Origin of the sequence: Magnetospirillum sp. WYHS-4 (assembly GCA_039908345.1) — a bacterium.
Lineage (GTDB): Bacteria > Pseudomonadota > Alphaproteobacteria > Rhodospirillales > GLO-3 > JAMOBD01.
The window spans coordinates 1-26,113 of sequence record JAMOBD010000046.1 but is presented as its reverse complement, the minus strand read 5'-3'; the positions used below and the strand labels follow the sequence as shown (position 1 = coordinate 26,113).

The 26,113-nt window shown below is 66.0% G+C and carries 29 protein-coding genes; 16 read left to right on the top strand and 13 right to left on the bottom strand.

Translation table 11 applies throughout. The features are described 5' to 3' along the window. Nucleotides 1–33: 33 nt before the first annotated feature. Entirely contained in the window at nt 34–552 is a 519-nt protein-coding gene (locus H7841_13075) for a hypothetical protein (protein ID MEO5337806.1), read from the bottom strand. A gap of 197 nt (nt 553–749) precedes the next feature. On the opposite strand from H7841_13075, the gene H7841_13070 reads away from it, so the two are divergent. From H7841_13070 to H7841_13060, 3 genes are read left to right on the top strand one after another with little or no spacing between them, the layout of a single operon-like run. Beyond that, the gene (locus H7841_13070; GenBank protein ID MEO5337805.1) at nt 750–1,004 is read left to right on the top strand and encodes a hypothetical protein; all 255 of its coding nucleotides are present in this window, start codon (nt 750–752) and stop codon (nt 1,002–1,004) included. Nucleotides 1,005–1,023: 19 nt separating this feature from the next. After that, nucleotides 1,024–2,463 carry a SpoIIE family protein phosphatase gene (locus tag H7841_13065; protein ID MEO5337804.1) on the top strand — a complete coding sequence of 480 codons (1,440 nt, stop codon included), beginning with the start codon at nt 1,024–1,026 and terminating at the stop codon, nt 2,461–2,463. A 51-nt stretch (nt 2,464–2,514) separates the two neighbouring features. Next, nucleotides 2,515–3,366 (top strand): hypothetical protein, encoded by an 852-nt coding sequence (locus H7841_13060; GenBank protein MEO5337803.1) that lies wholly within the window; start codon nt 2,515–2,517, stop codon nt 3,364–3,366. A gap of 12 nt (nt 3,367–3,378) precedes the next feature. Here the strand turns inward: H7841_13060 and H7841_13055 are convergent, their stop codons facing one another. From H7841_13055 to H7841_13040, 4 genes are read right to left on the bottom strand one after another with little or no spacing between them, the layout of a single operon-like run. Next, the gene (locus tag H7841_13055; GenBank protein ID MEO5337802.1) at nt 3,379–4,377 is read right to left on the bottom strand and encodes an RluA family pseudouridine synthase; all 999 of its coding nucleotides are present in this window, start codon (nt 4,375–4,377) and stop codon (nt 3,379–3,381) included. Continuing rightward, on the bottom strand, nt 4,374–4,760 hold the full coding sequence (crcB, locus tag H7841_13050) for a fluoride efflux transporter CrcB (protein MEO5337801.1): 387 nt from the start codon (nt 4,758–4,760) through the stop codon (nt 4,374–4,376). The genes H7841_13055 and crcB overlap by 4 nt, the downstream gene beginning before the upstream one ends. 2 nt (nt 4,761–4,762) lie before the next feature. Beyond that, nucleotides 4,763–7,315 (bottom strand): EAL domain-containing protein, encoded by a 2,553-nt coding sequence (locus tag H7841_13045; protein ID MEO5337800.1) that lies wholly within the window; start codon nt 7,313–7,315, stop codon nt 4,763–4,765. A 47-nt stretch (nt 7,316–7,362) separates the two neighbouring features. Beyond that, nucleotides 7,363–8,178, bottom strand: coding sequence for an RNA methyltransferase (locus H7841_13040; protein ID MEO5337799.1), 816 nt, complete (start codon nt 8,176–8,178; stop codon nt 7,363–7,365). Between the two features lie 27 nt (nt 8,179–8,205). Between H7841_13040 and H7841_13035 the strand changes: the two genes are divergently transcribed. Genes H7841_13035 through H7841_13025 form a run of 3 tightly spaced genes read left to right on the top strand, consistent with a single transcriptional unit; the run spans nt 8,206 to nt 9,916 of the window. Beyond that, entirely contained in the window at nt 8,206–8,763 is a 558-nt protein-coding gene (locus tag H7841_13035; GenBank protein MEO5337798.1) for a pseudouridine synthase, read from the top strand. A gap of 29 nt (nt 8,764–8,792) precedes the next feature. Further along, nucleotides 8,793–9,395, top strand: a complete 603-nt coding sequence (locus H7841_13030; GenBank protein MEO5337797.1) for an SIS domain-containing protein — start codon at nt 8,793–8,795, stop codon at nt 9,393–9,395. Further along, nucleotides 9,392–9,916 carry an HAD family hydrolase gene (locus H7841_13025; protein ID MEO5337796.1) on the top strand — a complete coding sequence of 175 codons (525 nt, stop codon included), beginning with the start codon at nt 9,392–9,394 and terminating at the stop codon, nt 9,914–9,916. Before H7841_13030 ends, H7841_13025 begins: the two co-directional genes overlap by 4 nt. A gap of 101 nt (nt 9,917–10,017) precedes the next feature. On the opposite strand, the gene H7841_13020 is transcribed toward H7841_13025, so the two are convergent. Next, a complete protein-coding gene (locus H7841_13020; GenBank protein ID MEO5337795.1) occupies nt 10,018–10,566 on the bottom strand; it encodes a carboxymuconolactone decarboxylase family protein in 549 nt (182 codons plus the stop codon). Nucleotides 10,567–10,649: 83 nt separating this feature from the next. On the opposite strand from H7841_13020, the gene H7841_13015 reads away from it, so the two are divergent. Together H7841_13015 and H7841_13010 are read left to right on the top strand one after the other, a co-directional pair. Then, on the top strand, nt 10,650–11,621 hold the full coding sequence (locus H7841_13015; GenBank protein ID MEO5337794.1) for a mitochondrial fission ELM1 family protein: 972 nt from the start codon (nt 10,650–10,652) through the stop codon (nt 11,619–11,621). Continuing rightward, nucleotides 11,618–12,814 carry an MFS transporter gene (locus H7841_13010; protein ID MEO5337793.1) on the top strand — a complete coding sequence of 399 codons (1,197 nt, stop codon included), beginning with the start codon at nt 11,618–11,620 and terminating at the stop codon, nt 12,812–12,814. The genes H7841_13015 and H7841_13010 overlap by 4 nt, the downstream gene beginning before the upstream one ends. Here H7841_13010 and H7841_13005 read toward each other — a convergent pair. Next, nucleotides 12,762–14,150 carry an ATP-binding protein gene (locus tag H7841_13005; GenBank protein ID MEO5337792.1) on the bottom strand — a complete coding sequence of 463 codons (1,389 nt, stop codon included), beginning with the start codon at nt 14,148–14,150 and terminating at the stop codon, nt 12,762–12,764. The two genes, H7841_13010 and H7841_13005, sit on opposite strands and share 53 nt — an antisense overlap. A 188-nt stretch (nt 14,151–14,338) precedes the next feature. On the opposite strand from H7841_13005, the gene H7841_13000 reads away from it, so the two are divergent. Then, a complete protein-coding gene (locus tag H7841_13000) occupies nt 14,339–15,025 on the top strand; it encodes a class I SAM-dependent methyltransferase (GenBank protein ID MEO5337791.1) in 687 nt (228 codons plus the stop codon). 5 nt (nt 15,026–15,030) lie between these two features. Here H7841_13000 and H7841_12995 read toward each other — a convergent pair whose 3' ends face one another. Both H7841_12995 and H7841_12990 read right to left on the bottom strand, forming a co-directional pair. Beyond that, nucleotides 15,031–15,714: a DUF502 domain-containing protein gene (locus tag H7841_12995; GenBank protein ID MEO5337790.1), complete on the bottom strand. Its 684-nt coding sequence runs from the start codon at nt 15,712–15,714 to the stop codon at nt 15,031–15,033. 7 nt (nt 15,715–15,721) lie between these two features. Continuing rightward, nucleotides 15,722–16,078 carry a cyclic nucleotide-binding domain-containing protein gene (locus tag H7841_12990; GenBank protein MEO5337789.1) on the bottom strand — a complete coding sequence of 119 codons (357 nt, stop codon included), beginning with the start codon at nt 16,076–16,078 and terminating at the stop codon, nt 15,722–15,724. A gap of 106 nt (nt 16,079–16,184) precedes the next feature. Here H7841_12990 and H7841_12985 point away from each other — a divergent pair, with 106 nt between their 5' ends. The 7 genes from H7841_12985 to H7841_12955 all read left to right on the top strand — a co-directional run bounded on the left by H7841_12985 (nt 16,185) and on the right by H7841_12955 (nt 22,846). After that, nucleotides 16,185–16,667, top strand: a complete 483-nt coding sequence (locus H7841_12985; protein ID MEO5337788.1) for an NUDIX hydrolase — start codon at nt 16,185–16,187, stop codon at nt 16,665–16,667. Further along, on the top strand, nt 16,664–18,298 hold the full coding sequence (gene nadB, locus H7841_12980) for an L-aspartate oxidase (GenBank protein MEO5337787.1): 1,635 nt from the start codon (nt 16,664–16,666) through the stop codon (nt 18,296–18,298). The genes H7841_12985 and nadB overlap by 4 nt, the downstream gene beginning before the upstream one ends. Continuing rightward, nucleotides 18,283–18,897, top strand: coding sequence for a hypothetical protein (locus H7841_12975; GenBank protein MEO5337786.1), 615 nt, complete (start codon nt 18,283–18,285; stop codon nt 18,895–18,897). Before nadB ends, H7841_12975 begins: the two co-directional genes overlap by 16 nt. Further along, complete coding sequence (locus H7841_12970; protein MEO5337785.1) at nt 18,894–19,568, top strand: HAD-IIIA family hydrolase; 675 nt, start codon at nt 18,894–18,896, stop codon at nt 19,566–19,568. Before H7841_12975 ends, H7841_12970 begins: the two co-directional genes overlap by 4 nt. Nucleotides 19,569–19,579: 11 nt before the next feature. Beyond that, nucleotides 19,580–20,281: a glutamine amidotransferase gene (locus H7841_12965; GenBank protein ID MEO5337784.1), complete on the top strand. Its 702-nt coding sequence runs from the start codon at nt 19,580–19,582 to the stop codon at nt 20,279–20,281. A gap of 76 nt (nt 20,282–20,357) precedes the next feature. Continuing rightward, nucleotides 20,358–20,882 carry a hypothetical protein gene (locus H7841_12960; GenBank protein MEO5337783.1) on the top strand — a complete coding sequence of 175 codons (525 nt, stop codon included), beginning with the start codon at nt 20,358–20,360 and terminating at the stop codon, nt 20,880–20,882. Nucleotides 20,883–21,178: 296 nt separating this feature from the next. Further along, nucleotides 21,179–22,846 (top strand): peptide ABC transporter substrate-binding protein, encoded by a 1,668-nt coding sequence (locus H7841_12955; protein MEO5337782.1) that lies wholly within the window; start codon nt 21,179–21,181, stop codon nt 22,844–22,846. Between the two features lie 40 nt (nt 22,847–22,886). On the opposite strand, the gene H7841_12950 is transcribed toward H7841_12955, so the two are convergent. The 4 genes from H7841_12950 to H7841_12935 all read right to left on the bottom strand — a co-directional run. Next, complete coding sequence (locus tag H7841_12950) at nt 22,887–23,921, bottom strand: hypothetical protein (protein ID MEO5337781.1); 1,035 nt, start codon at nt 23,919–23,921, stop codon at nt 22,887–22,889. 21 nt (nt 23,922–23,942) lie between these two features. Further along, a complete protein-coding gene (locus tag H7841_12945; GenBank protein MEO5337780.1) occupies nt 23,943–24,209 on the bottom strand; it encodes a hypothetical protein in 267 nt (88 codons plus the stop codon). A gap of 33 nt (nt 24,210–24,242) precedes the next feature. Then, nucleotides 24,243–25,901: a ribonuclease J gene (locus H7841_12940; protein MEO5337779.1), complete on the bottom strand. Its 1,659-nt coding sequence runs from the start codon at nt 25,899–25,901 to the stop codon at nt 24,243–24,245. Further along, the coding region (locus tag H7841_12935; GenBank protein ID MEO5337778.1) for a pantothenate kinase at nt 25,898–26,113 on the bottom strand (216 nt) is incomplete at its 5' end. The genes H7841_12935 and H7841_12940, both read right to left, overlap by 4 nt.

Below are 26,113 nucleotides of genomic sequence, written 5' to 3'. Positions count from 1 at the left end.
ACGGCCACGATATCCGTGCATGCGTTCGCCTATTCAGTTCACCGTTCCGCCCCCGCCGTGCAGTTGCGGATCGTAAGGGGGAACCAGGACGCCCATGGCCTGGGTCAGCGCGTGGGACAAGTCGGCATCGGGGGGCACGATCAGCGTGACCTCGGACAGGGCGACTCCTTCCGAGCACAGGACGACCTGGAGATGGTGCCCGCCCGGCGGCGACGCTTCTCGAACCGCGAGGTTCTCGCAAGCCGAATGGGACGCCTGGGCGCGCGGCGGCTCGAAGTGGACCGCGATGAAGGCTTCCCCGCGCGGAACTTCTGCCGCCGGGCGGGCCACGAAGCGGGCGCGCGGACCGAAGCCGTTGCCGACCTGCAACGCGGCGGCGGCCTTCGCCTCCCAACCGGCAGGCGCGCCCAGGACGACCACCGAGACATCGCCATCGGAAGCCGCATGGCCGAATATCCGGTCGATGCCGCTGCTCTTGTAGTCGAAGGTCATGATGGGCCCGGTACAGGCCGCCAGGACGATCCCAGCCAGCAGAGAAAGAATCTTGTTCATGGCGAAATTCCCATCTGGAGCACTGCGCCGGGAATTATACACCCGGCGGAGTTCCCCCGTCTCCCGGCAAGGCAACGCCGAGAACGCAACCCGGCCCCCCGCCTGCGGACTGCGCCCACCACGCCTTTGGGGCCCGCCGTTGCGGCGGCGTTCGAAAGGTGGCAAGGTGACGCCTTACCGATAGGAAGGGCCTCGCGATGATTCGTTTCTTCAAGCACTTCGCCGCATCTGCCGGTCTGCTGGCGCTCGCCGCATGCGGCGACCCCACCAAGGCCGACCTCGTCTCGAAGGCTCAGGGCGCCGATACGCGGGCCAAGCTGGAAGCGGCTCTTGGCAAGCCGTCCGACCTGTCCAAGCTGGGCCCCATCGAGAAATGGACCTACAAGGCCAAGGACGGCGAGGTGATCTTCGTCATTACCGGCGAGGCCGTTGCCCTGCAGGCCGCCAACTGATCCGCCAAGAAAGTCCGGGATGTCCATTTTCAAGAAGCTTCTGGTCATCCTGCTGACCGTCTCGCTGCCACCGCTGGTCTTCATCAGCGCACTCGACAAGCGTGCGACGGAAGCCCTGAGCCGAGAACTGATCCTGGACCATCGCACGGCGCAGATCGAACAGGCGAAGGAGGAACTGGACCGCATCCTCAGGGCGGCCAGCGCCCTGATCGAGGCCGGGCGGCGGGAAACCGCCGCCGACACGGACTCCCTGTTCGACAGCGTGATGCTGCCCGCCGACTGGACATCAACCGCCTCGCTGTCCCTGGTCGAGGCGGATTCCGGCCGTCTCGCGGCGCGGCGCGGCCCCCCGGAGATCACGGGCGAAGCCCTGGCCGCCGAAGGTCGGGCCGGCAGTCACCCCCTGATTTTGCGGGTCGAGGTTCCGACGTCGGTGGTTCTCGCCCGCACCGCGATTTCCGAACAGCGCGCCCGCAAGCGCCTGGCCCATCAGACGACCATCGCCGCCTCCAGCGTCGTGGTCTTCGGCTTGGTGGCGATCATCTTGTCCTACCTGGGATCGCGGGCGGTAACCCGTCCGGTGGTCGAATTGACCGAGACGGCACGCCGACTTGCCGACGGCGACCTGAAGGCACGGGCCGACATCCGTACCGGCGACGAGTTGGAACAACTGGGCGACAGCTTCAACATCATGGTACCGAAGCTGCAGGATCGCTTCCGCATGCGGGAGGCTCTGTCGCTCGCCATGGAGGTGCAACAGCATCTGCTGCCCGAGGCCTCTCCCTCCATCCCCGGCTTCGACATCGCCGGCCGCAGCATCTACTGCGACGAGACGGGAGGCGACTATTACGACTTCATCCAATTTTCCCAGTTGGACGACTTGCATTTGGGCGTCGCGGTCGGTGACGTGACGGGCCACGGAGTCGCGGCGGCGCTCCTGATGACCACCGCCCGCGCCCTGCTGCGCAGCCATGCCGCCACGCCGGGCAGCCTGTCTGAACTGATGACCGCCATCAACCGCCACCTGTCCGCCGACACCCACGCCGGTCGCTTCATGACCCTGTTCTACGGCGTCGTCGAAGCCAGAAACCACCGCTTCCGCTGGGTGAGCGCCGGCCACGAGCCGGCCTTGCTCTTTAGCCCGGAGAGCGACGGATTCGTGGAACTGGCGGGCTCCGATATCCCACTCGGCATCGACGGCAACTGGCAGTACCACGAGGAATCCCGTGATGCCTGGCGGCCGGGCGAGATCGTCACCATCGGTACGGACGGCATCTGGGAGAGTCGCAATCCCCGCGGGGAGATGTTCGGCAAGGACGCACTCAAGTCGGTGATCCGCAAGCATGCCCACTTGTCCGCCGACCAGATCTGCGATGCCATCGCCCGCACGCTGCGCAGCTTCCGCCAGGACCGGGCCCAGGAAGACGACGTGACCCTGGTGGTCATCAAGGCCACCTAGGGCAAGGGGCGCCGGCTAGCCCCCGCGATCGCATTGCGCTATGCTGCCGACATGGCACGCAATACCAAGGCCCTGGTCACTCTGCTGATTGGCGAGCCGGCCTATCGCGAGGAATGGGAGCGGCAGGTTGAGCCGACGTGGCGGCAATACGCGGCCCGGCACGGCTACGACATCGTGGCCATCGACCGCCACATAGACGACTCGCCACGTGGCCGCGAACGGGCGCGCAACTGGCAGAAGTGCCTGATCCTGGAGCATCCGGATGTCCAGCCTTACGACGACGTGGTATGGCTGGACGCCGACATTCTGATCAATTTCCTGGCCGCGCCGTGCATCGTGGAAGCCAACGCGAGACGGGGGGTTGGGCTGGTGTCCTACGGTACCTTGTACGACACGCCCCATATCCACGCGGCCTTGGTGGAACGTCAGGCGCGCCTTGGCGATCCGGAAGCAACGATTCCCACCATCGCCGACATCTACCGCGCCGCCGGCCTTTCGCCGGCCCCCACCCTGGCCAATACCGGAGTGATGGTCCTGTACCGGCCACGGCACGCGGCGGCGCTACGCCATGTCTACGACACCTACGAAGAAAATCCCCGTACCGCCAAGGAAGAGTTTCCGCTGTGCCATTACCTCTACGGGAATGGATTGGCGGCCGATCTCGACCGCCGTTTCAACTGGCCTTGGTTGTACCATGTGATCGAGCGCTACCCGTTCCTGCTGAACGATGCCTATCGCAACGACCGGCGGCTGGTGGCGCTTTGCGTCAATTCGGCCTGGGCCAATTCCTGGTTCCTGCATTTTACCGGCGACCAACCCGCCACCCGTCATCATGCGGTGCTGGTCATGACCTGGGCGGCGCTGGGGGATGCCGTGCGCAAGATCATCGACAACCTGGGTTGAACCCGTGCCGGCTCACCCCTCGTCCAGAAACCCCGAATCCGGGTTCTTTTCGGAGAAGCCCAGGAATTTCCAGGTACGGCGCATGTGTTCGGGCAAGGGGGCGAAGACTTCCAGGATACCGCCGGCCGGGTGCGGAATGCGGATGGCGCGGGCGTGCAGGTGCAACTTGCGGCTCAGCCCCTCGCCATCCAGAAAGGCCTTCTGGGCGCCGTACTTGCCGTCGCCGTGGATCGGCGTCCCCAAGCCCTCCGCCGCATGGACGCGCAGTTGGTGGGTGCGCCCGGTGAGCGGTTCCATGGCCAACCAGGCAGCGCTCGCCCCAGCCCGCTCGACGACGCGATAGAGGGTGGTGGCGCGCTTGCCTTCGTCGTAGTCGACCGCCATGCGTTCGCCGGCACGGCCGGGCAGTTTGGCGATGGGCAGGCTGATCTTGCCCATGGCGCGTTCGGGCAGGCCGACCACCAGGGCCCAGTAGAGCTTGCGGGCCTCCTTGGATCGGAAGGCATCGGCCAGGAAGGCGGCGGCCCTGGCATTGCGCGCCAGCACCAGAACGCCGGAAGTATCGCGGTCCAGCCGGTGCACCAAACGGGGCCGCTCGGCCGCCTCGAACCGCAAGGCATCCAGCATGCCGTCCAGGTGCCGGTCCGTTCCCGTTCCCCCCTGCACCGCCAGCCCCGCCGGCTTGTCGATCACCAGGACCAGGGCATCCTTATGCAGGACGCGGGCCTCCAGGTCGCGGCGCTGGTTTTCCGACAGCATGGGCGCCGCCGGCTTCCTGGGCGCGGGAGCCCTCGTCGGCTCTTCCTCGCCCAAGGGCGGCACCCGCACCGTCTGGCCCGCCGCCAGGCGCTGGCTGGCCTTGACGCGCTTGCCGTCGACCCGCACCTGGCCGGTGCGCAGCCACTTTTCCAGGCGCCCGTGAGTGACCTGGGGGAAATGGCGGCGGAACCAGCGATCAAGCCGCAGGTCACCTTCGTCGTCCGCGACCGCCTTGGTAAGAACGCCCGTCATGCCAGTAGCGCCCGCACCACCGCCAACCCGGCGAAGAAAGCCGCCAAGCCCAGCCCCACCGAGGCCGCCACATAAAGCGCCGCCCCCAACCCGTCGCCTCGTTCGACCAGCACGAAGATATCCATGGAAAATGTCGAGAAGGTAGTAAATCCGCCAAGAACGCCAACCACCAGAAAGGCGCGCGTCTCCTGGGTGGCGGACCAGGACAGGGCCATCAGCTCGATCAGCCCCCCCAGCAGGAAGCCGCCAAGGAGGTTGACCGCCAGGGTCCCGAAGGGGAACCCGCCCCCAAGCCATGCCCCCATCAGCACCATCACGAGATAACGGGCTACCGACCCCAAGGCCCCGCCGGCCGCCACCGCGGTCAATATCCTCGCGTCCATGGTCATGCCATTTCCACCGGTTCTCCGTCGACGCCGGGCAGCAGCCGGCGGTCGAACAGGCTGACGAGGTTTTCCGGCGAAACCGGCCGGCCGATCAGGTAGCCCTGTACCTCGTCGCACCCCTGGGCGCGCAGGAACAGGGCCTGCTTCTCGTTCTCCACCCCTTCGGCGATGACCCGTATGCGCAAGGTTTGGGCCATGGCGATGATCGCCGAGACGATGGCGACGTCATCGCTGTCCTCGGCCATGTCCTGAACGAACGTCTTATCGATCTTCAAGGAGTCGATGGGCAACCGCTTCAGGTGGCTGAGGCTGGAATAGCCGGTGCCGAAATCGTCGATGGAGATATGCACGCCCATGGCCCGCAACTCGTGCAGCATGGCGGCGGCTTCGTCGACGCGTGGCATGACGGCGCTTTCGGTGACCTCCAATTCCAGCCAGCGCGGATCGAGATTGGACGATTCCAGGGCGTCGCGCACCGTGGCCACCAGATCGCATTGCAGAAATTGGCGGGCCGAAATGTTGACCGCCACCCGGGTCGGCGGCAGCCCCAGATCCTGCCACTCGCGGTTTTGCCGGCAGGCGGTATGCAGCACCCATTCGCCGATGGGACCGATCAGGCCGTTGGCCTCGGCCAATGGAATGAAATCCGACGGCGGCACGACGCCCAATTCCGGATGATGCCAGCGGATCAGGGCCTCGACTCCGGACAGCCGTCCACTCCCCATGTTGACCTTGACCTGGTAAGCCAGCAGAAACTCGTCGCGTGCCAGGGCGTGGCGGAGACTTGTTTCCATGGCCAGCCGTTCCAGCGACAGGGCATTCATGGTGGAGGAATAGAGCTGGTGGGCGTTGCGTCCCAGGTCCTTGGCCCGGTACATGGCCGTATCGGCGTTCTTCAGGAGCCCTTCCGCGGTCATGGCATCGTCGGGATAGAGGCTGATGCCGATGCTGGCCGTGACGAACATCTCGCTGCCGTCGACATAGAGCGGCTGCTTGATCTCCTCGATGATGCGGCGGGCCAGGCGGACCGCGTCGTCGATTTGCTCGACCTCGGGCAGCAGCACGGAGAATTCGTCCCCCCCCAGGCGTGCCACCGTGTCGCCCTCGCGGATCGCGGTGATCAGGCGTTGTGCCACCGTCTCCAGAACCCGGTCGCCGGCGGAATGGCCGAGGGTGTCGTTGATCCGCTTGAACATGTCGAGGTCCAGCAGCATCACCGCCATGCGATGTTCGTGCCGGTGGGCGTTGGCCATGGCCACCGCCAGGCGATCGGTGAACAGGCGCCGGTTGGGCAACCCGGTCAGCACGTCGAAATAAGCCAGATTCTTGATGCGCTCCTCGGCCTTCTTGCGTTCCGTGATGTCGCTGAAGATGGCCGCGTAGCGCTGGATCTTGCCGTCATCTCCGTGAATGGCCGTGATGGTCAGCCACTCCGGAAAAACCTCGCCATTCTTGCGGCGGTTCCATATTTCACCCTGCCACTGCCCATCCTGGGCCAGGGTGTCCCAGAGAATCCGGTAGAATTCCTGATCGTGCCGCCCCGAACTCAGCAGCCGGGGGTTCTGGCCGACCACTTCGTCGGAGTCGTAGCCGGTCAGTGTCGTGAAGGCCGGATTGACCATCTCGATCAGCCCGGCCGCGCTGACGATCATGATGCCGTCCAGAGAGGCCTCGATGACCTTGTGAGCCAGCATCAGGTTGCGTTCGGAGCGCTTCAGCGCGATGTCGCGCTCGCCCAAGGCCGCCTCGAGCTGGTGGACGTATTCGTACTGCACGCTCTGCAGGATGTCGGAAAAGGACAGAAGCCCGACCATCAGGCCGCCCTCGCCGGTCACCCCAAGGTGGCGCACGTGGTAGCGTTCCAGCATGTCGCGGGCGTTCAGCAAAGGGGAGTCGTGGGGCACCGTGATCATCGGCCGGCTGGCTACCGCGCCCACCGTCTCCGGCATGGTGCGGGTGGCGATCAGGCGCACCAAATCCCGTTCGGTGACGATACCCGGCTCCTCGTCTCCGGCCCCGGTCACCACGGCTGCGTCGACTCCGGATTCGCGCATACGCCGCGCCGCCTCGTTCAAATCGGCGGTGCCCGGAATGACCACCAGCGGCCGATTGAGCGCCGAGCCCACGTCGCGCAGGAAGAGGAAATGCTCGACCCCCTGGTTGAGGATGACGTCGGTCTGGGTGACGATGCCGATCACCTTTCCCCGATCATCCTCCACCAGCAGGTGGCGTACCCCTTCCTCCTTGAACCGCCCCCCGACCTTGTTGACCGAGACCTTGCCCGACACGGTCTTGACCGGCTTGCTCATCACCGTGGAAACCGGGACGTCCAGGGACGCTCTGTCGCTGAAGTCCAGGCGCAGCGCGTCCCGTTCCGTCCAGATTCCGACCGGCGTGTCGCCATCCATGACGACGATGGAACTGCAGCGTTCCTCCTGCATGCGCCGCGCCGCCTCGCGCAGGCGCAGGCCAGGGGAACAGGCGAGAATCTGGGTATGGGCGATGCGCTCCACGGGCACATCGCTGGAAGAATGGCCAAGAACGGTCTTCACGGCGGTCTGCATGGCGGGAGTTATAGCCCCGATCTCCAGCCCTGTCCCTAGTCTTGTGACATCTGGAAGGCGAGGATTGCCGCCGTGGCCGCCACGTTCATCGACTGGATGTTGCCCGCACCGGACAGAGTCACCACCTTCTCGCAAGCTTGCAAGGTCGCGGAAGACAGGCCGTGCTCCTCGTTGCCCAACACCAGAGCGATGGGACGAGGGCCCCGGCGATGCAGGTCCTGGGGACGAAGAACCCTCCCCTGCCCCAGGGCCGTGCCCACGACCCGGAAATGGTCCTTCAACCGCTTGAGCGCAATGGGCAGGCGCACCGCCCGCCAGATTCCCACATATTCCATGCCACCTTCGGAGACCCGCCAGGCGGACTCGGAAGGCCCGGCTTGGTCCGGGCTGTCGGAGATCACCAGGCGCGGCATGCCGAAAAAGGCCAGCGTCCGCACGATGGCCCCCAGGTTGTGGGGATTGCCCACCCCGTCCAGAAAGACCAGCGGATCGCCCGACGCCGCCCAGAGCTTGGCCTCCTCGGTATCGAAAGCGGGCACGACGGGCGGCCGGGTGATGGCCAGGATGCCGCCGTGCAGCGGGCTGCCGCCGATACGGCCCAGTTCCTCGGCCTCCACGAAGCGGTAGGGACGGTGCAGGCGGGCCAGTTGGCGGCAGAGTTCCTCCGTCTCTCCCTTGAGGCGTTCGTCCAGGTAGAGCCGTTCGACGGCTTCCGGCCGCTTGGCGAACAAGGCCCGCACCGCCGGCAAGCCGGCGATACGAAATGCGTCGCGGTCGAGCGCCACGCGCGACGGCGGCGAAGACACTTGCGGCTGCGGCGTGGGCGAGCGGCGGATGGGCTTGCGGGGCATGGGGGTCCTGTGTTCTACCATCGGGTTATGCCCCGCCTGATCCTGTTCAACAAGCCTTATGGCGTGCTCGCCCAGTTCAGCGGCGAAGGGGAGACTCTGGCCAAGTACGTTCCGGTCCCCGGGGTCTACCCAGCCGGACGCCTGGACAAGGACAGCGAGGGCCTGCTGGTGCTGACCGACCAGGGCCCGTTGCATGCCCGCATCGCCGACCCCAGGCACAAGCTGCCCAAGATCTACCTGGTCCAGGTGGAAGGCGTTCCGACCCCGGAGGCGCTGAAGGCCCTGCGCCAGGGCGTCACCCTCAACGACGGCCCCACCCGCCCGGCCGAAGCGCGGTCCATCCCCGAGCCCGAAGGCCTGTGGCCGCGCAACCCGCCGGTCCGCTTCCGTGCCGCAATTCCCACCTTCTGGATCGAACTGACGTTGCGCGAGGGCCGCAATCGCCAGGTCAGGCGCATGACGGCGGCGGTGGGCTTTCCGACGCTACGCCTGATCCGCTGGGCTGTGGGAGACTGGACGCTGGAAGGCCTGGCTCCCGGCCTGTGGCGGGAAGTCGCTGTTCCCGCCGGCCGTCGAAAGCTATGATCGATCCTTCCCCGTTCAAGGAGTCAGCCATGGGATATGCAGCTACCTTCATGCTCCAAGCGGCGGAAATCGCCGGCCGGATCGACACCGCTCTCATCGAGGAGATGGTCGTCATCCTGAAAGAACTGCGCGCCGCCGACGGCCGGCTGTTCCTGGTCGGCGTGGGCGGCAGCGCCGCCAACTGCAGCCATGCGGTCAACGACTTCCGCAAGCTCTGCGACATCGAGGCCTATACCCCGGTGGACAACGTCTCGGAACTGACGGCGCGGACCAACGACGATGGGTGGGAATCGGTCTTCGCCAACTGGCTGAAGGGCAGCCGCGCCAAGGCCAAGGATGCCCTGATGGTATTTTCCGTTGGCGGCGGCAATCTGGAAAGGAACGTCAGCCCCAACATCGTGCGCGCCATCCAGGAAGCCAAGGCGCGCGGCATGAAGGTGCTGGGCGTGGTCGGACGCGACGGCGGCTACACCAAGCAGGCCGGCGATGCGGTGGTGGTCGTTCCCACCGTCGACGCCGCCACCGTCACCCCCCAGTCCGAGGCCTTCCAGGCCGTGGTCTGGCATTGCCTGGTCTCCCACCCAGACCTGGCCGTCCAGAAGGCCCATTGGGAAAGCCTGGAGAAGAAATGAAACCCGCCGTCTTCCTGGATCGCGACGGGGTTCTGGTCCGGCCCGTGGTGCGGGACGGCAAGCCCTATGCGCCGCTGGCCGCCGACGACATGGAACTGCTGCCCGGCGCGGCGGCGGCGGTGGCACGGCTCAAGAAGGCCGGTTTCTTCCTGGTTGTGGTCACCAACCAACCCGACGTGGCCCGAGGGGACCTGGACCGCGCCGTGGTCGAGACCATGCACGCGCGATTGCTGGACTGGCTGCCCCTGGACGCCGTCCGCACCTGCTGGCACGACGACCGGGACGGGTGTTCCTGCCGCAAACCAAAGCCCGGTCTGCTGCTGGACGCCGCCGCCGACTTCGCCATCGATCTGGCCGCCAGCTACATGGTGGGCGATCGCTGGCGCGACGTGGAAGCCGGCTTGGCCGCGGGCGTCCGCACGGTCTTCATCGACTACGGCTGGTCCGAGAAGCGCCCGCCGGCGCCGGACTTCGTCGTAGGATCGGTGGCGGAAGCGGCAGCAATCGTTCTCGGTTCCTGACCGGGGCCAACAGGCGCCTCGACGCCGGGACCCGACCCGCGATCCGGATCGCGTGAACCGCCACGCCGCGCCGATCCTTTCCGCTTGGCATCCGGCGAAAGTCAGCGTGGCGGCAGCTTGCAGAATCCCTGGGCGGGGACATTCAGGGCGGCATTGAACTTGCTGGACAGGTTCTGGAAGGCGATCAGGCCGGTCAGGTCGACGATGGCGTCCTGGTCGAAATGAACCTTCAGACGCCCCATCATCTCGCCGGTCACTTCGCGGTCGGTGACGGTCACGGCCTCCGCATAGTCCAGCGCCGCCCGCTCCCGGTCGTCGAACAACGCGCTGTCGCGCCAGTGGTCGAGGGCGTTCACCTTCTCGGGGCTGGCGCCCCTCTTGAGCAGGGTTGCCGAGTTGATGTCGATGCAGAAGGGACAGTGGTTGATCTGCGATACCCGCACCGTCAGCAGCGAGCGCAGCTCCGGCGAGATCGGCGAACGCTTGCGGTTCACGGCCCCGTAAAGCAGCGCCACCCCGGCGAAGACCAGCGGCGAACGTCCCCACAACAAGGCGGGATCGAGAACGGCGCCATAGGTATGCTTCTGCTTCCAGAAGAACAGGCGAACGAACCAGGGATAGTCGGATAGGCGCTTGGCTTCGATATGCATGGGCGGCTGTGTACCCTTGCGGCGGGGGCCGCGGCAATTCAAATCTAATTGACCGGAACGGCAAAGCGCCTATCAATGTCGCCATGATCCCGCCCCTCGTCTGGCTCCTGATCGACGACCGCGCCGGCAACCGCAGCCAGGTGATGGGCGTCGCCCAGGTCCTGGGACTTCCCTACATCAAGCAGGAATTGGAATACACGGCGGCCGGCGCCCTGCCCAACATGGTGCTCGGCGCCTCCTTCCACGGTCTGACCAAGAACAGCCGCATCAACCTGGCGCCGCCCTGGCCCGACTTGGCGATCGCGGCGGGGCGGCGCACCGCGCCGGTCGCCCGCTACATCAAGGAAAAGAGCGGCGGCAAGACCTTCCTGTGCCAGATCATGTATCCGGGCGAGACCGGCATCGACGACTTCGATCTGGTAGCGGTACCGCACCATGACCGGGTACCGCCGCTGCCCAACTTCCTGCCCATCACCGGCGCGCCCCACCCCGTGACTCCCCAACGTTTGGCCGAATCCCGCCAGGATTGGGAGGATCGCCTGGAGCCCCTGCCTCGCCCCCGCATCGCCCTGATCGTCGGCGGCAGCACCAAGCGCCGCGAATTCACCGCGCCGCTGGCCCGCGAACTGGGGGAAAAGGTGGCGGCGATGGCCCGCAAGACCGGGGGCTCGCTGCTGGTCACCACCAGCCGGCGCACCGGCGAAGGGGCACGGCAGGCCTTGCTGGAAGCCATAGCCGGTATTCCCGCCCACGTCTTCACGTGGGGTGACGGGGGCGACAATCCCTATTTCGGCTATCTCGCCCTGGCCGACGCCATCGTGGTGACCGGGGATTCGGTATCCATGTGCTCGGAGGCCTGCGCCACGGCGGCTCCGGTCTATATCTTCGCTCCCAAGGCGCTGACCGTGCACAAACACGGGGTGCTGCACCAGGAACTCTATGCGAAGGGCTACGCCCGCCCCCTGGAAGAAAAACTGGATGCCTGGAGCCACGAACCGCTCAACGCCGCCACCCCCATAGCCGCCGAAATCCGTCGACGCCTAGGCCTCGTATGACACCCGGCCGCCTGACCGTCACGATGTGCGGTGCCGAGGTGTTGACCATGGCAGGTGCCTTCGCCTTCCCGGCGTTGCTCCCCGGATTCTTCGACGGCTGGGGCCTGACGCCCACCGAGGCGGGCTGGATCTCCGGCATCTACTTCGCTGCCTACGCGGTGGCGGCGCCGGTACTGCTCAGCCTCACCGACCACCTGGACGCCCGGCAGGTCTGGCTGGCGGGTGCCGCCGCGACGGCCCTGTCCTGCGCCGGATTTGCCCTGTTGGCCGATGGATTCTGGTCGGCGCTCGCCCTCCGGACCCTGGCCGGCGCCGGCTTGGCGGCCACCTACATGCCTGGCCTGCAAGTTCTGGTCGACCGCTACCGGGGCGCCCAGGAGGCCAGAGCCATCGCCTTCTATACCGCTTCCTTCAGCCTGGGCGTGGCCCTGTCCTTTCTGATGGCGGGAGAGGTGGGGGAAGCCATCGGCTGGCGCTGGGCCTTCGCGGTTGCCGCCCTGGCAGGCTTGGTGGCCGTGGTCTGGGTGGGAATGTCCGTCGGCCCGGTGACTCCCCACCCCGCGGGCGGAAAAACCCATTTGCTCGATTTCCGCCCGGTCCTGCGCAACCGCGAGGCGATGGGCTACATCCTCGGCTACGGTATCCATACCGGAGAACTCTTCGCCGTCCGATCATGGCAGGTGGCCCTGCTGGCCTTCGCCCTGGCCGATGGCGGCCTCCCGGCCGGCTGGCCGCAGCCGACCACGGTGGCCATGCTGGGCAGCCTGGTGGCCATGGCGGCCAGCATCGGCGTCAACGAAGTGGCCGGACGTTTTGGCCGCCGCCCCACCATCGCGGCGGCCATGATCGGCGCCACCCTCTGTGCTGCGGCGATGGCGATGCTGGCACAGGACGGCTATGCCATGGTCGCCGGCCTTCTGTTGCTCTACAGCTTCTTCATCCAGGCGGATTCGGCAGTCCTGACGGCCGGCGTGGTCGGGGTCGCGGAGGCGGGTCGGCGCGGCATCACCCTGGCGCTGCATGCCTTCGTGGGGTTCGGCTGCGGCTTCCTGGCCCCGCTTGGACTGGGCATCATCCTGGACGTGGCGGGCGGCGTCGGCGAGGGCACGGCCTGGCGGATGGCCTTCCTTGCCGTGACCGTCATCGGACTCCTGGGCCCTCTGGCGATTTTTTTGCTTCGGAAGAAAGGGTGAAGTGGACCTCGGTCCCCTTGCCGACGTCAGATTCTTCCACCCAGATGCGGCCCCCGTGTTGCGCGACGATACGCCGGCAAATGGCGAGCCCCAGGCCGGTTCCACCGCTGCTCGGCTGGTTCTGGCCCTTCCAACCGGGTTCGAAGATGCGGTCCCAATACCGGCGCTCGATGCCCATGGCGTTATCTCGAATCGAGAAGGTCCAGCTATCCTCCTCCTGAACGGCCGCGATGTGAATGGCGGGAACCGTCTCGGGCGCGGAAAAACGCACGGCGTTTTCGATGAGGTGGCGAAACAGCAGGCTGATCTGGCCGGGATCCCCAAACACCGACGGCAAGGGCGAGAAAGTGACCACAGCCTGGCGCCCAAGGAGTTCCTGTTCCAGATCGCCCATCGCCGCTTGCACGGCGATTTCCGCCTTGAAGGGGCGGAAGGGACGTGTTTCCGCCGAAACGCGAGAATAGGCGGTCAACCCGCCGATGACCAGGCGAAGCCGCATGGCGGCGCCAGTGATGAAGTCGGCCTCCTCGCGCAGTTCCGGATCGGCCGCCGGCCCCAACCGGCGGCTCAACATCTGCGAGTAGGTGATGATGTTGCGCAGCGGTTCCTGCAGGTCGTGGTTCAGGGTGCGCACCAGCCGTCCCAGTTCGGTGCTGGAATGGGTGAGTTGATCGACGCTTTCGGCCAGAGCGGTGCTGCTCTGTCGGGCATAGGTCTCGGCCTCCAGGCGCATCTCGGTCTCCGCCGCGACGTGGAGGATCAGGTGGCGCTGCGACATCAAAATCAGGCCCAGGGCAAGCAGGACCTCGAAGACATGCGCCAGCAAGAACCCCCAGACGGCTATCTCGGGAATGGGCCGCAGGAAAGGATAATCGAGCCGGTGAAGGCCCCATAGAATCAACATCAGTCCGGTGAAGGACCGGCCGCTACGCCACCCCTGGGGGTGATTGCGGATCAGGACCCAGCCGGAAAAGATCATCACCCCGCCCCCGAAGAAGTAAACGGGCAAGGTCGTGGCGAGCCACCCGGCCCCACCGAACACGGTTGCCGCCACCCAGGCAACGGGAACGACGCAACCGGCCACGATCATCCAAGGTCGCATGGGCTTTTCCAGATGAAGCAGCGTGCCGCCCAACATCATGGCCGCCGAACCGGCCTGCAGGCTTTCGGACGCAAAAGTAACGAAGGCAATCCCCGCCGTGGGCTCGGCGAACAACAGGGCATAGCGCAGTGTATGCAGACCGAAAGCCGCGGCCCACCAGCCCAGACCGGCCATGGCACCGGGCGCCCTGCGCAAGACGAGCAAGGTGGCGAACAACAGGGCGGAATCGATCATGGCCCCCGCTACCGCCGTCGGTAAGGAGAACTGTAACATCCTTACAAATTCCCGCCCCCACTGAACGAATGCCGCATTCTACATCAAGTGGGCCCCGAAGGGCAGTCGGTCGTTGGGGCCAATCCGGACGAATACGGAATGCCGCCTCCGGCGTTGCGAGACTCGTGGAGTTTTCCCATCATGTCCCTATGACTGAGGATTGGCTGGATTACTGGAATCGCGACAACAGCGTCTATGCGAGCTTCCGCCACTTGGAAGCGCACTATGATCGCCTGTTCGCCGACATCTCGCGCCTGATGCCCGCCCCTCCCTTCAAGCTGCTGGATTACGGGTGCGGCGATGCGCTGATGGCGCCCCGCCTCGCCTCCCTTGGCGCCGATGTCTTCCTGTTCGACGGTGCCGCGGCGGTCCGTGACCGCTTGCGCGCCCGCTATGCGGATTCCCAGGGAATACGCCTTCTCGACGACCTCGCCCCGGATGTCGGTCCCTTCGACGCCATCCTGCTGGTCTCGGTCGTTCAATATCTGGACCGGAAGGCAACCCCGACACTCTTCCGCAACCTTCGCCAAGCAGTCGCGCCGGATGGCTTCCTGCTGGTCGCCGATATCGTTCCTCCCGGTACGGCGGTATTCCGGGATGCTTGGTCGCTCCTCCGTTTCGGCCTCGCCAACGGCTTTCTCGCCGACGCGGCGATCGGCCTGATGCGAACCCTGTTTTCTCCCTATCGCCGCTTGCGCGGCCAATTGGGCCTGACGACCTATCGGATCGAGGAGATGACGGCCCTTCTGGCCGAATCCGGTTGGCGAGCGGAACCGCTGGCGCGGAACATCGGCCCCTCGGCACACCGCCGCTCCCTGCTTGCCAAGCCGGCTTGACCGCTTCAGGCGGGCGGCAAGGCCCCACGATCGGCCGGCACCACGATTCCCAAAGATATCACCATCTTCCAGGCCTCCTCCGAGGTCATGGACAGCGGCATCACCTCGTCACGCGGCAGATACAGGAGGAACCCCGAGGTGGGGTTGGGCGTCGTCGGCACATAGACGGTGACACAGTTTCCACCGATACTCCGGCAAATCTCCCCTTCCGACTCGCCCATCATGAAGGCGATGGTCCAGGCCCCGGAACGGGGATACTGGACCAGAACCGGCTTGCCGACCGCCCGGCTCTTCTGGGCCAGCACGGTCTCGATGATCTGTTTCAGCGCGTTGTAGACGCTGCGCACGATGGGCATGCGGCTCAACAGCCCTTCGTAGAAGCGTACCAGCAGACGCCCGAGGAATCCCGCCGTCGCGAAGCCGATCAGCGTGAGGGTGGCGACCGCGATCACCACCCCGAATCCGGGGATGCCGAAAGGCAGATAGTTTTCGGGCAGGTATTGATGGGGAATGAGCGGCGTCACCTTGCCGTCGACGAAGCGGACGAACTGCCAGACCAGCCAAAAGGTCAGCGAGATGGGCGCCGTGACTAGAATGCCGGTGATGAAGTAGTTGCGCAGGCGTACCCCCAGCCCCAAACGGGGGACTCGGTGTTCGCCGTTCGGCGCTTGCTGGCCCTGATGGGTCATTCGATCCCTATTTCTGTTGGCTCATGCGCCGGATGGTGCTTGCCAGGATGTGCAGCAGCCCCCGCACGAAGGGATCGCTCTTCTTCAACTTGTCCTCGAGCATCTGGCGGCTGACCACGATGACGGTGGACGGATCCACCACCCGGGCGGAAGCCATGCGCGGCTTGTCGTCGATCAGGGCCATCTCGCCGAAGATGCCACCCGGCCCCACGTCGCCCAAGACCTTTTCCACGCCATCGACGATCTTGAAGATCTCGATCCGCCCGGTTTGAACCACATAGGCCACGTCGCCCTGGTCCCCTTCGCGGAAAACCGATGCGCCCTCGCCATAGGTCTTTCGGTTCAGAACAACTTCGTGCGCCATTCAGGCCCCCTTGGACGATTGCGCGGTCCCCCAACCGCCGTTAAGCCTATCATAGGGCAAAACCGACGGGGCAGGAAGCATGGGTCGAGAATATCCGAAACAACCGATGATAGGAGTGGGCGCCGTGGTCTGGCGGGACGGCAGGGTCCTGCTGGTCAAGCGGGCCAAACCGCCATGCCAGGGGCAATGGAGCCTGCCCGGAGGCCTGCAGGAAGTCGGCGAGACCGTCGGCGAGGCCGTCCGCCGGGAATTGGCCGAGGAAGCAGCCCTGACCATCGAGATTCTTGGGATTGTCGACGTCCTCGACTACATCGAGCGGGACGACGAGGGCCGTGTCCATTACCACTACACCCTGATCGACATGCTGGCGCTGGCGCCCGAAGGCGAGGCGGTGGCCGGCGGCGACGCGGCGGAGACCGCTTGGTTCCGTCCCGAGGATCTGGCCACCCTCGCCCTGCCTCCCGGCACCGAACGGGTGGTACGGAAGGCCGGGGAGATGCTGCGTCAAGAACGCCCCGACGCTTCCCAGGGCCCCGGCTGTTCTGCTAGACAGGACTCCTGTTCTTCGGCGGAGGTACCCGGGCGATGAGCGTGGATCATTCCTTCGACGTGCTGGTGATCGGCAGCGGCGCGGCGGGTCTGGACTTGGCGCTGACCCTGTCCCGGTCGGTGGACAGCGTCGCCGTGCTGGCCAAGGGGCCCCTCAAGGAAGGAAGCACCTATTACGCCCAGGGTGGCATCGCCGCCGTGATGGACAACAAAGACTCCCTCGATTCCCATGTCGAGGATACCCTGATCGCCGGCGGCGGCCTCTGCGATCCGGACGTGGTGCGCTTCGTGGTCGGGAACGCGCCGACGGCCATCGCCCGGCTGGCCGAATATGGCGCCCATTTCGACCTGCGCGAGGAAGAAGGCCATGCCAACGAATACCACCTGACCCGCGAGGGCGGCCACAGCCACCGCCGGGTCGTCCATGCCGCCGACGCCACCGGCCAGGAGGTGGAGAACACGCTGGCCGCGCAGGTGGCGCGACGGTCCAATATCCACCTGCTGGAACACTGCAACGCCGTCGACCTGATCCGCGAAAGGATTCCGGGTGGGCGGCGCGGCCGCTGCGTCGGAGCCTACGCCTTGGACACCCGCGAGGGTCACGTGATCCTGCTACGCGCCAAGGCGGTGGTTCTGGCGACCGGCGGGGCGAGCAAGGTCTACCTCTACACCAGCAACCCCGACGTGGCGACCGGGGACGGCATCGCCATGGCTTGGCGCGCCGGCTGCCGGGTGGGCAACATGGAATTCTCGCAGTTCCACCCCACCTGCCTCTACCACCCGCAAGCCAAGTCCCAGCTCATCACCGAAGCGGTGCGCGGCGAAGGCGGGCTGCTGAAGCTGCCCGACGGATCGCGCTTCATGGACCGCTTCGACAGCCGTGCCGAATTGGCACCCCGCGACATCGTAGCCCGCGCCATCGACCACGAGATGAAGCGGCTCGGCATCGACTGCGTCTACCTGGACATCAGCCACCGGCCGGCCGACTTCGTGAAGGGGCACTTCCCCAACCTCTACCAGAAGTGCCTGGAATTCGGCCTCGACATGACCCGCCAGCCGATCCCGGTGGTCCCCGCCGCCCATTATACCTGCGGCGGCGTGGTCACCGACCTGCGTGGCCGTACCGACGTGGAGAACCTCTACGCCATCGGCGAGGTCGCCTACACCGGCCTGCACGGCGCCAACCGCATGGCCAGCAACTCGTTGCTGGAATGCCTGGTCTTCGCCGCCGCCGCCGGGGCGGACATCGCGGGACGCATCGCCGCCATCCCCGAGTCTCCCGCCCTGCCCGCCTGGGACGAAAGCTGGGTCACCGATTCCGACGAGGAGGTGGTGGTCTCCCACAACTGGGAGGAACTGCGACGTTTCATGTGGGACTACGTGGGCATCGTGCGCACCGACAAGCGCTTGGCCCGCGCCAAGCGGCGGGTCGACACCCTACTGGGCGAGATCGCCGAGTATTACGGCAACTTCCGGGTCACCAACGATCTGTTGGAACTGCGCAACCTGGCGCGGGTCGCCGACCTAATCATCCGCTCCGCCCAGTCGCGTAAGGAAAGCCGCGGCCTGCACTACACCCTGGACTATCCGGGCCCCGACAACAGTGGCCCAACACAGCCCACCATCCTGGCGCCCGAACGTTTCGAGGGAACCCCGTGGACCTCGCGCTAAGCGGACGTTCCGCCCTGATCGCCGATGCCGCCTCGCCCGTCGGCATGGCCATCGCCCGCCGCCTGGCGGCCGAAGGTTGCCGGCCGCGCCTGGCGGGTCGCGATACCAAGACCCTGGAGGCGCTGGCCCTCGCCCTGGAAGGCGGCGCGGAAATCCTTCCGGCCGATCTTCGCGATCCGGTGGAAGCCGACGTGCTGGCGCTGCGGTCCGACGACGTCGATCTGCTGGTGGCCTGCGCCGGGAAGGCGCCACCGGCGGATGTCGCCCCCCCCCTCGATCACGGATGGGAAGACCGGGTACTGGGCCTGTCGGGCCTGATCCGTGAGATCCATTCCCTGATGGCCCAGCGCGCCGACGGACGGCCCAAGGCCATCGTGGCGGCCGGCATGACACCGCTTTCCCTCGGTGCCCAGGCGGGCAACGCGGCCCTGTTCGCCGTGGCGCGCCATCTGGCGAATCAGAAAGTACCCGGACTGCAGATCGCGTCCGTCGATCCGGGAACGGCGACGCCGGACGAAGTGGCAGCCGCCATCGCTTTCCTCGCCTCGCCCCTGGCCTGCTGCCTGAACGGCCAAATCCTGGTTCTGGGGGGCGTATGACGGGCGATCGGCTCCTGCCGGCCGGCGCCCATGTCGACCACGAGGGAGTCTGGGTCCAGCGTCTGCGCGAGCCGCGTTGGAAGCGCCCAGTCCCCGCCCTGTTCCTGGACCGCGACGGCGTCGTGGTCGTAGAGGTCAACTACCTGCACCGCATCGAAGATGCCCGCCTGGAGCGGGGTGCCGCCGAGGCCATCGGCAGCGCTAACCGGCTGGGCGTTCCGGTGGTCTTCGTCACCAACCAGGCGGGCATCGGTTACGGCTATTTCGGCTGGCCCGAATTCGCCGCCGTCCAGGAGAAGATTCTCACCGACTTGGCGGCCGCCGGGGCGTTCGTCGACGCGGTCCTGGCCTGTCCCCACCATGCCAAGGGCCAGCCGCCCTACGACCATCCCGACCATCCGGCGCGCAAGCCCAATCCGGGCATGCTGACGCGGGCCGCAAGCCTGCTCGATTTGGACTTGGCCCGCTCCTGGATGGTCGGCGACCGGGCCAGCGACCTGGAAGCCGCCAAGCGGGCCGGCCTGGAAGGGGCCGTGCACGTGCTGACCGGCCACGGCTCGCGGGAAGGCGAGGAAGCCAAATGCCAAGCCGTCGCCGGTCCCCGCTTCCGGGTCCGCACCGCCCCGTCGATCGCCGAAGCGATTCCGCTGCTGCCGGTATTGGAAACCTGAGGAGACCCTGGATGAAGACCTGCCTCGCCATCCGCCACGTCGCCTTCGAGGACCTGGGCAGTTTCGGGCCCGCCCTGGAAGCGCGCGGGTTCGCCATCCGCTACGCCGAGGCCGGCTGGGACGACTTGGCGGTCCTGGACGGGACGGCGCCGGACCTGCTGGTCGTCTTGGGCGGGCCCATCGGCGCCTACGAAGACGATCTCTATCCATTTCTCACCGACGAACTGAAGCTGATCGAGGCCCGCCTGAAGGTCGGCCGGCCGATACTTGGCATTTGCCTGGGCGCCCAGTTGATGGCCCGCGCCCTGGGGGCCAGCGTCCATCCCAACGGCGCCAAGGAAATCGGCTGGTCGGCGCTGGACCTGACCGCCGAGGGCCGGACCTCCCCCTTGAAGGCATTGGAAGACGTGCCGGTCCTGCACTGGCACGGCGACACCTTCGCCATCCCCGAGGGGGCCGTCAACTTGGCCTCCACGCCAATCACTCGCCACCAGGCCTTCTCCTGGGGCAAGGCGGCGTTGGGCCTGCAGTTTCACGTCGAGGCCACGGCACGCGGCCTGGAGCGCTGGTACATCGGCCATGCTGCCGAGATCGCCGCCACCCCGGGGGTCGCGGTTCCCGATCTGCGCACCGCCGCCGCCCGTCATGCGGGTCACCTGGAACAGGCCGGCCGGGCCCTGCTCGGGGACTGGCTGGACGAGGCCGGTGCCTGATTTTTCCCTGTCCCTTTCCGCCCTCCGGGTTTACCTTGAGAGCAAGACAACAATGTCTTTCAGGGAGACCAAGCTCATGATGCGTTCGCTTCTTTCCGTTTCCGCGCTGGCGCTGGCCGTGGCGCTGTCGACCCCGGCGGCGGCCCAGGGCTACGGCGGTCCGATGATGCAGCAGGACCCCGCCATGATGCAGCAGGGCTACGGCGGGCAACCTCCGATGGGTGGGCCGATGATGCACGACCCGTCCATGATGCAGCAAGGCTACGGCGGCTACCCCATGATGGGCGGTCCCGGCATGATGCAGCAGGGCCATCCGATGATGGGCGGCCCCGGCATGATGCAGCAGGGCCATCCGATGATGGGCGGCCCCGGCATGATGCAGCAGGGCCATCCGATGATGGGCGGCCCCGGTATGATGCAGCAGGGCTACGGCGGCCAGGGTTGTCCTCCCTGCCCCTGTGCCCAGCACGATATGGGCATGATGCATCAGATGCACATGTCCCCGCAGTCGGGAATGGGGGGCATGTCCGGCATGTCGGGAATGTCCGGCATGACTGGTATGACCGGCATGGGCGGCATGGGCGGCATGGGCGGCAAGTAATCTCGCGAGGCGACGAGCGACGAAACGGCCCGCCTCCCGGCGGGCCGTTTCATTTTCGCCACAGGTTCAGGATATTGTTCGTCTTAGTGCTGGATTTCCCGGACTCCTTGGCTTATATCGCGGCGACGACATGTAAATTGGAACCTGCGCGATGGTTTGGAGCAGCCTGTTCGACTACCTGGAACGCCATCCGATGCTGACCGCCTTCCTGGCGGCTCTGGCGTTGGCTGCGCTTCCACTGATGAACGGTTTCTGAGTCGGTGCTACCATCGAACCTTCCGGGACGGGAGGGGGCGATGTCCATCGCGAAGAAATTGGCTGGACTGGCACTGGCCCTGGCGGTCGCGACCGCGGCCCAGGCGGCCCCGGTCCGCAAGGACGAACTGGTAATCGGCCTTACCCAGTTTCCGTCCACCCTGCATCCCAACATCGACGCCATGGTCGCCAAGTCCTACGTGCTTGGCATGACCCGCCGGCCGCTGACCGCTTACGACAAGGACTGGAAGCTGGTCTGCCTGCTCTGCGTGGAACTGCCTACCCTGGAGAACGGCCTCGCCAAGCCGGGGCGCACGCCCGAAGGTCGCCAAGGTATCGCCGTCACGTACAGCCTGCACCCGGAGGCCCGCTGGGGCGACGGGAAGGCCTTGACCAGCCACGACGTGGAATTCACCTGGCAGGTCGGCCGCCATCCCCGCACGGGGGTGGGCAACATGGAATTCTATCGCAGCCTCTACAAAGTGGAGATCAAGGACGACCGGACCTTCACTCTGCATTTCGACAAGCTGACCTTCGACTACAACGACGCCAGCGACTTCAACCTGCTGCCCGCCCACCTGGAGAGCGAGGCTTTCGAAGCCAATCCCGCCGAATACAAGAACCGCACCACCTTCGACACCAAGCCCACCCACGAAGGCCTGTCGGCCGGCCCCTACCTGATCGCCAAGATCGATCCCGGCGCGCAGATCGTATTGGAGCCCAATCCGCTTTGGTGGGGGGCCAAGCCCCACTTCCGGCGCATTGTCCTGCGGGTGATCGAGAACACGGCGGCCCTGGAAGCCAATCTTCTGTCGGGCGCCATCGACATGATCGCCGGGGAATTGGGTCTGACCCTGGACCAGGCGCTGGCCTTCGAAAAGCGCAACGCCGGCCGCTACAGGGTGCTCTACAAGCCGGGACTGATCTACGAACATGTGGACTTCAACCTCGACAATCCTATCTTGGCCGACAAGCGGGTCCGTCATGCCCTGGCCCTGGCCGCCGATCGCGAGACCATCGGCCGGCAACTGTTCGGCGGTCGCCAGCCGGTGGCGCACGGCAACGTCAACCCGCTCGACTGGGCCTACTCCGACGCCGTGCCCCATTACCCCCACGATCCCAAGCGGGCCGCCGCCTTGCTGGACGAGGCGGGCTGGAAGACCCTCAAGGCCGGCATCCGCCACAACGCCAAGGGCGAGCCCCTGCGCCTGGAACTGGCCACTACCGCCGGCAACCGAACCAGAGAGACCATCCAGCAGGTCCTCCAGGCACAGTGGAAGCAGGTGGGCATCGAGGTTCGCCTGCGCAATCAGCCGGCCCGGGTACTGTTCGGCGAGACCGTCCGCCAACGCCGGTTCGAGGGGATGACCATGTACGCTTGGTCGAGTTCCCCGGAGAGCGTGCCCCGCACCACCCTTCATTCGGCCCACGTGCCGACGCCGGAAAACGGCTATGCCGGTCAGAACTACACCGGATTCCGCAACGAGGAGGTGGACGCGCTGATCGAAACGATCGAGGTCGAACTGGACCGGGCCAAGCGCAAGGCGCTTTGGCATCGGCTGCAGGAGATCTACGCCACGGAACTGCCGTCCCTACCCCTCTATTTCCGTGCCGATCCCTTCATCCTGCCCTTGTGGCTGGAAGGCCTGGAACCCACCGGCCATCAGTACCCATCTACCCTTTGGGTGGAACAGTGGCGGGTGCGATAGCCATCCTGAACGGGAGTCGGCATCGTTCTTGTAGCGGCGTTCATCGCCGTCTCTCGACCAAGTCCCGCAGGGCGGACGGTAGGCGCCGCCGCAGCTGTTCGCCGATGGTTGCCTCGTGCCGCTGCCAGACGATTCCCAGATAGACGACCCCGCCGCCGATCAGGGTCAAGGCGAAGGGAAACCAAAGGCTGTCTTCAAAGACTTCGTAGGCCAGGTGGCCGAGGTAGCCGGCGGCCCCCAGTGCGCCGAACACGGCAAAGACCCGCCGCGCCAGCAAAGACCCCACGGCGATCATCGCCAGGTTGATACAGAGATAGACGACCTTCGCCATCTCGCTGTCCGACTCCATCGCACTCAGGCCGCCCCAGAAGGCCATGACACCGAAGATGTAGAGCCAGAAGGCGAAATCCTTATCCCGCCGGCTATAGAGGTCTACCGCCACGGCCAGCGCCACCATGAACAGACCGAAGACGACGGACACCATCTTCCGCCGATCCCAGTTGACGTCGTCCTCGCCGAACAGAAAGGGAGTCAGGTCCATGCTCATGTACCAGAGCGTCACGGCGACAGGCAGGACCAGGAACGGCAACCGGTAGCGGGCCACCAAGAGAGCACCGGCGACCAGGGTGGCGATCTCCATGGACATCCAGCGCCAGTCGATATGGGTATGGTATTCGCGATAGGGCCGTCCGTCTTCCCACCAACCCGATCCGGCTTGAACGCCGTAGACCGCGAGCGGCACCAGGGCGACCACAAAGACCGCCGCGATGCCGGCCGGGATCGCCAGGCGGCGCCGGTTCAACAGGAACTCCGTCAGCCCGAGTCCCGCGATGCCGTAAGCAATGGCGATCGAGAACAGCCCCCACCCGCCGAATCGCTCCCACCCCAACGTGACGAACAAGGTCATGGCGCCGATGGCGATCATGCCGCCCAGGTAATAGAGCACATGAGTGGCGCGGAAGCTGGGGGTGTCCTGGGCCCGTTCGACGAGAAACTCCCACAGCCGGCTGGCTTCCTCGGCCCCCAGCACCCCCGTCGCCACCGCTTCGTCGAGTTGGCTCCGATTCAGGTTCATCCGGCTTCTCCCGTGGGAATATTACTCAGGCGCTTCCTGGCAGCACATGCCGAACCCCTGCCACTTGAGATTCTCGGCCTGGATGGGCAGGCAGGGAACGTCGCCGTGAGCACAGACGGCGCAGCACTCCCCCTCGCCTGCCTCCAGCACCACCCCGCAGCCAGGGCAAGTCCAGCGCGGCACCGACAGGCCGGGCAGGACCAACGTCGCGGTCCGGCCGCAATGGGGGCAGGCCATGCGACTCTCCGTCTCGTAAGGGGAGGTACAGGCCTCCGAGGTCCCACTCATGATTACGCTCCCGGTTCCAGTAGAAAGGAAGGCCTAATCGATCCGCACCAGATGCACGTGGGTGACCGGCTTCTTGTCGAGGGAGTCTCGGAAATAGCGGCGCACCGCCACGCGCACCGCCTCCGCCAAGGCATCGTCGTCGCGCAAGGAACGGGCCGAGAGATCGTCAAGGGCGTCGTGGACGGCTTCCGCAGCGCCGTCCTGGACCCAGTGCTCGTGGATGTCCAGAAGGCCGCTGGTGCTGATCTTAGGCTTGGCCATCAGGTAGCCTTCGCGATCCACCACCACGGTAATGACCACCGATCCGTTCCATAGGGCGCGCTGGCGGCTTTTCACCAGTTCGCCGTCCAAGGGCACGATGCGGTTGCCGTCAAGGGCCAGGCGACCCACCGGCACGTGGCCGACAATTTCCGGAATGCCGGGCGCAAGGCGGATCATCGCCCCGTCCTCGCCCACCAGGGCGTACTCGACCCCCATGGCGCGGGCCAGATCGGCATGTTCGGCCAAATGGCGGGTCTCCCCGTGCACCGGTACGGCGATGCGCGGTTTGACATACTGGTAGAGGGTCCGCATCTCGTCGCGGCTCGGATGGCCGGAGACGTGCACCGGCTTCTCCTTGGCGGTCACGACCCGGATGCCTCGGCGGACCAGATTGTTGTGTACCCGGGCCACCGCCCCCTCGTTGCCCGGAATGGTGCGCGACGAAAAGATCACCGTGTCGTCCGGTTCCAGCCGGATGCGCGGATGATCGTCGAGCGCCATGCGGGCCAGCGCCGACCGCGCCTCCCCCTGGCTGCCGGTAACGATGTAGAGTGCCTTGTCACGGGGCAGGTAGCCGGCGTCGTCCTCGCTCAGGAAGGCCGGCACGTCGTCCAGGTAGCCGTTTTCCCGCGCCGCTTCCTGGATGCGCCAAAGCGACCGGCCAATCAGCACCACATCCCGCTCGGTCGCCATGGCGACCCGCGACAGAGTCTTCAGGCGGGCCACATTGGTGGCGAAGCAGGTTACCGCCACCCGCTCCCGGCAGCCGGACACCACGTCGGTGAGCGCCCCTAGAAGGTCGGCCTCCGATCCTGAATGGCCACTCACGAAGACATTGGTCGAATCCGACACCAGGGCCAGAATCTTCTTTTTTCCCAGGTAGGCCAGGGTGCGGTCGGGCACCGGGCCTCCCACCACCGGGTCAGGGTCAAGCTTCCAGTCCCCGGTATGCAGGACAGTACCGTGCGGGCTATGGATCAGGATCGCGCTAGGTTCCGGAATCGAGTGGGTAAACTGAACGGTTTCAAGATCGAAGGGGCCGATCTTGAACTTGCCGTTGAGCGGAATGGGCTTCAGCGGCACCGTCTGTTTCGGGCCATCGAACTTCAGCTTGCGCGATAGCACCGACAGCGCGAAGGGCGTCCCGAAAACCGGCACCCGGAAGCGGTCCCACAGATAGGGTACGGCTCCCATGTGGTCTTCGTGGGCGTGGGTGAGCAGGATGCCTTCCAGGCGGTCGCGACGTTCTTCGATGAACTTGGGGTCGGGCAGGATGACGTCGATACCGGGCGGGATACCGTTCGAGAAGGTGATGCCGCAGTCCACCATCAGCCAGCGGTAGTCGTCCGGCCCCTCCCCCAGACCATAGAGCCCCAGGTTCATGCCGATCTCGCCGACACCGCCCAGCGGCACGAATACCAGTTCGCTCATGGCTTGCCCCTGTTCAGGCGGTGGATGGCGAGCAGGCCGCGGAGCGTCAGGTCCTTGTCCTCGCAGGTAATGGCGTCGGTGGCACCGGCGAACAACGACGCCAAGCCCCCCGTCGCCACCACCTTCATGGGCGCTCCGAATTCCTTCTGGATGCGCCGCACCAGGCCTTCGATCATGCCCACGTAGCCCCAATAGATTCCGGACTGCATGGC